6 protein-coding genes are annotated in these 6,893 nt (G+C 50.7%); all 6 read left to right on the top strand.

Translation table 11 applies throughout. From position 1 onward, the window contains the following. Positions 1–13 precede the first annotated feature (13 nt). The gene (locus tag Q0650_RS00285; RefSeq protein WP_298814501.1) at positions 14–1,417 is read left to right on the top strand and encodes an alkaline phosphatase family protein; all 1,404 of its coding nucleotides are present in this window, start codon (positions 14–16) and stop codon (positions 1,415–1,417) included. A 7-nt stretch (positions 1,418–1,424) separates the two neighbouring features. Beyond that, positions 1,425–2,297: a glycosyltransferase family 2 protein gene (locus Q0650_RS00280; protein ID WP_298814498.1), complete on the top strand. Its 873-nt coding sequence runs from the start codon at positions 1,425–1,427 to the stop codon at positions 2,295–2,297. Beyond that, positions 2,294–3,259, top strand: a complete 966-nt coding sequence (locus Q0650_RS00275; protein WP_298814495.1) for an FkbM family methyltransferase — start codon at positions 2,294–2,296, stop codon at positions 3,257–3,259. The genes Q0650_RS00280 and Q0650_RS00275 overlap by 4 nt, the downstream gene beginning before the upstream one ends. Before the next feature lie 8 nt (positions 3,260–3,267). Continuing rightward, positions 3,268–4,743, top strand: a complete 1,476-nt coding sequence (locus Q0650_RS00270) for an oligosaccharide flippase family protein (protein ID WP_298814492.1) — start codon at positions 3,268–3,270, stop codon at positions 4,741–4,743. Further along, positions 4,740–6,413 (top strand): alkaline phosphatase family protein, encoded by a 1,674-nt coding sequence (locus tag Q0650_RS00265; protein ID WP_298814489.1) that lies wholly within the window; start codon positions 4,740–4,742, stop codon positions 6,411–6,413. Before Q0650_RS00270 ends, Q0650_RS00265 begins: the two co-directional genes overlap by 4 nt. Before the next feature lie 151 nt (positions 6,414–6,564). Then, a partial coding sequence (locus Q0650_RS00260) for a hypothetical protein (RefSeq protein WP_298814486.1) occupies positions 6,565–6,893 on the top strand: 329 nt, incomplete at its 3' end.

Raw genomic sequence — 6,893 nt, 5'->3', positions numbered from 1 at the left:
AAGAGCTGAAGCTATGTCGATCGCTACCCACGCTGAAAAGTTACTGGTCATTGGGCTTGATTGCGCTGTGCCTGAACTCATCTTTGCGCGCTGGCGTAACAATCTACCGGTGATGCGTTCGCTGATGGAGAGCGGTATCTATGGGCGAATGGAGAGCTGCATTCCGGCGATTACCGTTCCGGCCTGGACTTGCATGATGACCAGCCAGGATCCCGGTCAACTTGGTATTTACGGTTTTCGAAACCGTGCTGATTACAGCTATACTGCAATGACCACTGCAACAGCGCGCTCGGTTACCGTGCCGCGTCTGTGGGATATTCTAGGCGCGCGTGGTAAACGAGTTGGGGTCATCGGCGTGCCGCCGACATATCCGGTAAGGCCAGTGAATGGTGAGCTGGTGAGTTGCTTCTTAACGCCAAATGCGCAGAGTCAGTTTACGTATCCGCCTGCATTGCGAGACGACATCCAGAGTTGGATTGGTGATGAGTTTCTGGTCGATGTGCCCGATTTTCGTTCTCCTGATAAACACCGTGTTTTGCGTGATATTTATCGTCTGGCCGAGCAGCGATTTACCATCTGTCGTCGGTTATTGGAACGAAATTCCTATGATTTTATGATCATGGTTGAGATGGGTGTTGATCGAATTCATCATGGTTTCTGGAAAGACATGGATCCTGCACATCCTAAACACGTTGCTAATAGTCCATTTGCTCGCGCAATTCATGATTATTATCAATTTATTGATCGACAAATTGGTCAATTATTAGAAATTGTTGATGATAATACCGCAGTGTTGATTATTTCCGACCATGGCGCCAAGGCAATGCAGGGGGGATTCTGTCTGAACGAGTGGCTCATTCAGGAAGGGTATCTGGTTTTGGAAGAATATCCTATACGGCCAATCCCTCTCGAACAGTGTCGGATCGATTGGAAGCGTACCCGCGCTTGGGGATCGGGCGGCTATTATGGTCGGATCTTCTTAAATGTTGCTGGTCGCGAACCTCAGGGTGTTGTCAGCAATGCTGAGTATGATCGATTGCGTGACGAACTGGTCGCCAGGTTGCAGGCGCTTCATGACCATCAGGGTCAGGTCATGAACAATCGCGTCTTCAAACCAGAATCTATCTATCAGCAGGTACGTGGGATTGCGCCCGATCTCATTGTGTATTTTGGCGATCTAGACTGGCGCGCGGTTGGTAGTGTCGGATATTCTGATATTTATACCTTCGAAAACGACACCGGTCCTGATGATGCCAATCATGCTCAATTTGGTATGTATATCTTTTATGACCCAAAGCGTAAACGTTCAACGCCAATAATCGAAGATATTTCTATTTACGATGTGGCCCCGACCATTCTGACCTATCTTGGTCAACCTATCCCAGAGTCGATGATTGGCCGTGCAAAAGTGTGGTAAGCAAACAATGCGAGTTTCAGTTGTCATTCCTGGTCTGAATGCGCCACTTATTGCCCAGGTGTTGGCTGCTATAGATCGGCAGACCGTCTCACCCGCTGAAATTATTGTCGTTGGCCGCGATGATGAGCGGCGTATCACCGCTCAGCCGGTTGTCCGTTTCGTAGAAACACCCACACCGGTCAGTGCAGCGCGCGCGCGCAACCAGGGGGCGTTCCTGTCCAGCGGCGATATTATATGGTTTCTTGACGCCGATTGTCTGGCCCACCCACAGTGTCTGCAATACCATCTGCTTGCGCATCAACGCGGTGAAGTTGTTGTTGGTGGTGGCATCACCTTCGATGATACTCAGTACTGGCATCTGTGTGACAATCTGGCAGTTTTTACACCTTTTCTCGCCACACGACCTGCCGGGATACGACCATTTCTCCCGAGTCTCAATTTGAGTCTCCGTCGCGACCTTTTCATTGAAATAGGCGGGTTTGATGAACGGTTTAGCGGCGCTTCAGGCGAAGATACTGATCTCTCTTTTCGGCTGCGAAGGTGTGGCTATCGCCTCTTCTTCGAACCGGCGGCTGTGGTCAAACACGTTCATCGCCGACTTAGCAGCGGTGATCTCTGGCGGCATCTCGCCAGCTTTGGACGAAGTTACGTCACCATCTATCCGCGTTATCCTGAGTTTACCGGACGTTATCGTCGCACTGACTTAGCGCGCGGGCGGCCTGAATGGTTACGGGTACTGGCGCCGTTCTTTGCTGTGATGGATTGTGTCGAGCGTTATGCTCGCTATCCTGAATTGCGCGCATACCCGCAAACGATACCCGGCCTGCTGTTAAGCCGGTTGGCGTGGTATGATGGAATGGCGAGAGGCATGCAACAATGACCATTTGGCAGCAGCTACCATTCTTCAAACATTTCTCTGAATGGCGCTGGGCGCAAAGGTTTGTTTATCCTGCCGGTCGGCTACCGTGGCGCGCCTTGTTGAGACGCACGATTGAATGGTACTGGCGTCGCTTAAACGGTTCGCTCAATCAGCCGTCTATTATTCAGATCCCATACGCCCCAAAGATTGAACTCATTGTTCCCGCGCTTGCGCCCGAATATCCCTTATTCATCCATCGTGTGCCACTGTATGAAGCTGAATTTTTCATTCTGCCGTCCCTTGTTAAGCCGGATATGATAGCGTTGAATATTGGCGCTCACACGGGTATTTATGCGTTGGCTTTGGCGCAACTCTTGCCCCAAGGTTTTGTGTACGCTTTCGAACCGGCGAAAACAACCTATCAGCAATTACAGATCAATATTTTATGGAATCAAATGCTTGGATTGGTTCCCGATAATATTGCGACGTTTCGGCTAGCTCTTGGCGCTTTTGATGGCGAGACACGGCTTTTTCAGGAAGCTTCAGCAATGCAGGCATCGTTGTTACCGGTTAACCCTTCACAAAAGTATGAACTGGTGCCGGTTGTCCGGCTGAATACCTGGTTACGAGAGCACGATATCGGTCGCGTAGATTTTATCTTGATTGATGTGGAAGGCGCCGAAGATATTGTTTTGACCCACGCAACCGATCTGTTGCAAAATCATCATCAGCCATTAATTTTGTGTGAATTTAATCGCAAATTTGGCCACCAAACCGCTATCTGGGAATTGTTGGGTCGGTTTGGATATCGATTCTGGCGATATCATTCACATTACCATCGAATTGAGCCGGTAGCCGATCCAGATGAACCGGCAATTTATATTCACCAGACCCATCTGGCTGGTCGCGGCTACGGTAATGTCATTGCGGCGCCGCCATCCTGGACGCCGCCACATCCATTCATCATCCACCGACAAAGGTAGCCTCCATCATGACATCCTGGTTATGGCACGCAATTCGCGGTACAGGGCTGGCAGTGTTCGCAGAATTGTTGGCGCGCATGTCCAATACGATTTTCTTTATTTTGTTGACATGGCGGGCCAATCAGATCGAAGCCAGTACGTTTAGTGTTAGTTTTGTGTACACCGGATTGCTTACCGCGTTTTGTCTTGGCGGTCTTGAGCAGTTGCTTAATCGGGAAACTGCGCGCGATATTGCCGAGAGTCCGGTGACATTGGGAAATTTTGTATTGGCGCGCGGCACCGCTTCCTTGCTAATTTTTGTTGGTCTGTGCGTTTGGTTGGTGGCATTCAGTGCTTACGATCGCTATACACTCCTCGTGATCGTTGTGATCGGATCAACATTAATACCGGAAAGTGTAACCAATCTTTTTCAATCATTTTTCGTTGCTACGAATCGTATTCACTACATTGTTGTGATCAATGCGCTGGCGGGTATATCGCGCGTATTGTTGGGAGGCATTATTATCTGGCTGGGGGGAAACAGCGCGGCAGTAGCGCTGGTAGTAGCCGTTACAAGTTGGCTCAGCGCTCTCATCTATTTTGGATTGGTCGTTAAACGGTTTTTCTGGCCGACCATTTCATTCAGTTCGCGTCTATGGCTACATTATGTTCGCGCAGAAACCCCATTGTTCCTTATGGCTTTGATGGCTTCGCTCGAAAGCAACTTTGATAGTCTGCTCCTCTCTGGTGGTGGCACGAACGATATTGTGCTGGTTGGCGCATATAATGCGGCTGGAGCGTTATTAAATGCATTGCTCATCATTCCTAATAGTCTCCGCCACATTCTGCTTTCCATGTTATCTATGGCCTATCACAGAGAGCGTGACAAGGCTTTTATCGTGTATATTCAGTCAATGCGGCTATTGCTATATGGCGCATTATTGCTCTGTTTGTCAATCACATTTTATGCGCCACACATCATTTCTATCCTGTATCGCCAGTCGTTTGCTATCGCGGCGCCGGTTTTGCAGGTGATGATCTGGTCTTTTCTTTGGATTATGCTACTGGTTCCAAACGGACGTTTAATGCTGGCTGCCGGTATTCAGCATCGCGCTGTGTTGCCGCAGTTAGCCGGTATGCTCTTGAACGTCAGTCTCAACCTGATACTTCAGTCAACATACACAGTGATTGGAGCAGCGTTGGCGAAGGTGAGTTCGGCAGCGCTCGTCTTCGTCTGGTGTTTCTGGATCGTTCGCCAGGAATTATACCGGGTGTCAATCTGGTCCATCCTCTGGCCTGCGCTGGGCGCTAGCGCTGTAACGTTGAGTGTATTTCTCGGCGGTCAATGGTGGCAGATTCCGTGGCTCGTGATGGTGGCGCTGACGACGTTGACCTATCTCGTTGCACTGTACGGTTTTGGCGGTATTCGTGTCTCAGAGCTACAGGCATTCCGTCGTTGGCTTCGCATGCGTAACCGCCATAGTATCGTGGGAGGTAAATTATGAACCGTGTGTTGATTATCGGCCTCGATGCCGCCGATCTTGATCTGATTGAACCCTGGGTCGCAGCGGGATGGTTGCCTCACATTGGGCGCATACTTCGCCAGGGTTCATTTGCGCCGCTGCGTTCAACGATCCCGGTCATGTCACCGCCAGCCTGGACATCACTCATCAGTGGCTTGAATCCTGGCAAGCACGGCATTTTTGATTTCGTGCGCCTGGCGCCGGGTAGTTACCATCTCATCAGCACGCGGCGTGATCAAACCACTTTCAAGACTATGTTTCATTATGCCAGCGAATGCGGTAAGTTTGTCCTGGCGATCAATGTGCCAATGACGTATCCACCGGCGCCAGTACATGGAATTATGGTCTCTGGTCTCGGCGCGCCAATGAGTGGCCAGTTTACACATCCTCCTCAGCTTCGCCAGGAGTTACTGGCATGGGGTTACCAGATCGAACCTGCAACCGAATTTGCCCCCGGACGAGAGCAACAATGGCTGGTCGATCTAGCCAATGTGACGCGCGGTCAAACGGATGCCATGCTGCGGCTTATGGAACGCCATCCATGGCAACTGGGAATGATTGTTTATCGCGCTATCGATGAAGTAGAGACGTTCTTCTGGCACCATATGGATCCGACCCATCCGTTGCACAATCCCGAACAGGCACAGCAGTTTGGTTCGGCTATCTTAAAGATCCATCGCCTGCTTGATGAAGAGGTTGGTCGTCTGGTTCGCGCTGCCGGTCCCGATACTACTGTTGTGCTGGTTTCAGACCATGGCGGAGGACCACTTCATCGTGAAGTGTTTCTCAATGTGTGGTTAGAACAGCAAGGTTGGTTGAAGCGTCGTTCATTATCGCCACAAGAAGATGTGCTCAGGCGTCTGGCTATCACGTTTGGGATCTCACGTGAACAACTGTCGCCAAAATTAAAAGGTCGTCTTTGGACCTGGTTGCGCCATCGTATTCCTATCGGGTGGCAGCGGCGGTTGGCGCCGCCAGCAACACAATTGCTGGCTGACGCGATTGACTGGTCGCAAACGAAAGCCTACAGCTTTGGTAATATCGGTCAGATTTATATCAATCTTCGTGGCCGTGAACCTCATGGCGTTGTTGAACCGGGCGCAGAGTACGAGGCGTTGCTTGATGAGATTACGGCTGCCCTCTTCCAACTTACCGATGATGGTCAACCGGTGGTTGATGCCGTTTATTGCGGCAAGGATTTGTATACCGGCCCGTATGCCGGCTATGGGCCGGATCTGAATGTTATCATGCGTGGCATGAGTTATGTGGCGCAATCGTGGCGTGAAATGGCCGGGCGGCAAATTTTTGCGCCACCTGGCTCTCACTTCACCGGGATTCATCGTCCGCTGGGCATGCTGGCAATGTGTGGTCCCGTCATACCCAGGAAAGGAAAGCTGGCAGAGGCGCAAATTATCGATGTTGCGCCGACAGTCATGCAGTTGCTGGGTATTCCCCCTGTTGCCGAGCTGGATGGTCGCGTGCTGATTGAATTTCTTGAGCCTACTGCCAGCGATTATCAAGTTGACATATCTATGTCCAACGCTGGTCAGGCTGAGGAAACGCGCCGACCACTCAACCCTACCGGTTGGGAAAGCGATGCAGCGGAGCGAGAGGTGCTCGATCGCCTGCGCAGTCTCGGCTATCTGGACTAGCATTAACCTCTTTGTGGTGAGCGATTAATCCTTTCGGATTATTGGTGATGACGGCAGATTATGGCCATAATGAGCGAGCAGAGATTGTCAAGATCTCTTCTGCAAGGTTGTTTTGGGTTGGCACGGGTAACTTTCAAGGAGGTAAGTTTGTATGCGTAAACGTGTTGTGCTCAGTATTTTCTCACTTATGCTGGTATTGAGCATTGCTTCTGTGGTGCATGCTCAGGCGTTACCGGGCACGGGATGGTATTCAACGGCAACCATTCAAAATGTTGGCGCCGGCAATGCTGATGTGACCATATCAGTGTATCCGCAATCGACGAGTAGCAGTCCATCAACAGCAAGCTTTACCCTTAACTCTGGCGCATCGAAAGTCTTTGTCGCTGGCGGTAATAACGCTTCAGGAACGATTGATGTATCGCCGCCTCTCGCATCGGGGAGCGGTTCGGCAGTTATTTCCTCAACAGTGCCGGTTGTGGC

It is taken from the genome of uncultured Chloroflexus sp. (assembly GCF_937129525.1).
Taxonomy (GTDB): Bacteria; Chloroflexota; Chloroflexia; order Chloroflexales; family Chloroflexaceae; genus Chloroflexus.
This window is presented reverse-complemented; position numbering and strand designations above follow the sequence as displayed.

What these genes read in the sequence shown, in the direction of transcription:
- Q0650_RS00270 (WP_298814492.1), top strand. Translation starts at nt 3,268, where the DNA reads ATGACATCCTGGTTATGGCACGCAATTCGCGGTACAGGGCTGGCAGTG.
- Q0650_RS00285 (WP_298814501.1), top strand. Translation starts at nt 14, where the DNA reads ATGTCGATCGCTACCCACGCTGAAAAGTTACTGGTCATTGGGCTTGAT.
- Q0650_RS00265 (WP_298814489.1), top strand. Translation starts at nt 4,740, where the DNA reads ATGAACCGTGTGTTGATTATCGGCCTCGATGCCGCCGATCTTGATCTG.
- Q0650_RS00280 (WP_298814498.1), top strand. Translation starts at nt 1,425, where the DNA reads ATGCGAGTTTCAGTTGTCATTCCTGGTCTGAATGCGCCACTTATTGCC.
- Q0650_RS00275 (WP_298814495.1), top strand. Translation starts at nt 2,294, where the DNA reads ATGACCATTTGGCAGCAGCTACCATTCTTCAAACATTTCTCTGAATGG.